General features: G+C 63.4%; 1 protein-coding gene and 1 pseudogene. Both read right to left on the bottom strand.

Features of this window, described 5'->3' with window-relative positions:
* Positions 1-703: caspase family protein (locus C2U70_RS32035; protein WP_140982633.1), on the bottom strand; the 703-nt coding region annotated here is incomplete at its 3' end.
* Positions 704-791: 88 nt separating this feature from the next.
* Positions 792-1,035, bottom strand: a pseudogene (locus C2U70_RS33350) (caspase family protein); the annotation flags it as partial.

Genomic DNA, 1,035 nt, shown 5'->3' with positions numbered 1-1,035 from the left:
TGCCGGTGGTTTTCAAGACATCGTCGCGGACGAAGCGGAAGGCCTTGCCCAGATCGAGCCCCGGCGTCGGCAGCCGCTCGACGACGGCTGCGGCGAACGGGCTGTTTTTGGAGTCGCCATCGGACGCCGTCGAGCCCGCCTTCGCCGCGAAAGCGATCATGGTGTTCGGGCTGGTCGGCTCGATCTTGGCGAGGCCGCGCCCGATGGCACGGGAGGCGACCGTGCGCTTCATCGTCTTGGCAAAGGGATTGTCGCGGCAGGCATCGAGAATGACGAGGCGAAGCTGCTTTGCGGGCTCCACGGCAAACAGCGCGCGGTCGAGCGCGACGGTCTCGTCGAGCACGTCGCCGTCGGTTTCGAGCACGGCATCGGTTGGGATCAGATAGTTCGTGCCGTCGAGCTCGATGCCGTGCCCGGCATAGTAGATGACGGCAATCTCGGCATCGCGGGTCCGGCCGGCGAACTCGCGCAACGACCGGCGCATGTCGGCAGCGTTGAGGTCCAGCCTGACATCGACGTTGTCGAACCCGGCCCTCTTGAACATGCCACCGACCAGGGTGGCGTCGTTCACCGGATTGGTGAGCCGCGGCGCGCTCTTGTAGGCGGAATTGCCGATCACCAGCGCGACGCGCCGCTCGGCCATCGCCGGGCCGCAGCCGAGCCAGATGGCAAGAACGATCAGGAGAAAACGAAGCGCGCCCATTACAGCCTCAAATAGGAATCCGATGGGAATTCGGAATGTTTTACAGTAACAGATTCATGTACGGAGAGTTTCCCCCCAGCGCTTTCCTTCAGTTGCAGTTTTCGACCACGCTAGTACCGCCTCCACTGCGCGCATACCCTTGCCCAGAAAGGTTTTCAAGGCGACAACCCTGCCGAACCGGACGGCAGCCCGCACTGTTGCAAAAGACCTGCCCCGTCGCCTGCGGCTTCGCGGGCGCGACGTCGCTCTTCTTTCTCTCGTCGTCTCGCGGCTTGGCATCCTCGCGGGTTGCCACGGGCTTCTTGTCCTGGATCTTCTCGCATTCATTGCTG

The sequence above is a fragment of the Bradyrhizobium guangdongense genome (assembly GCF_006483445.1).
In the GTDB taxonomy this organism is placed as follows: Bacteria; Pseudomonadota; Alphaproteobacteria; order Rhizobiales; family Xanthobacteraceae; genus Bradyrhizobium; species Bradyrhizobium guangdongense_A.
This window is presented reverse-complemented; position numbering and strand designations above follow the sequence as displayed.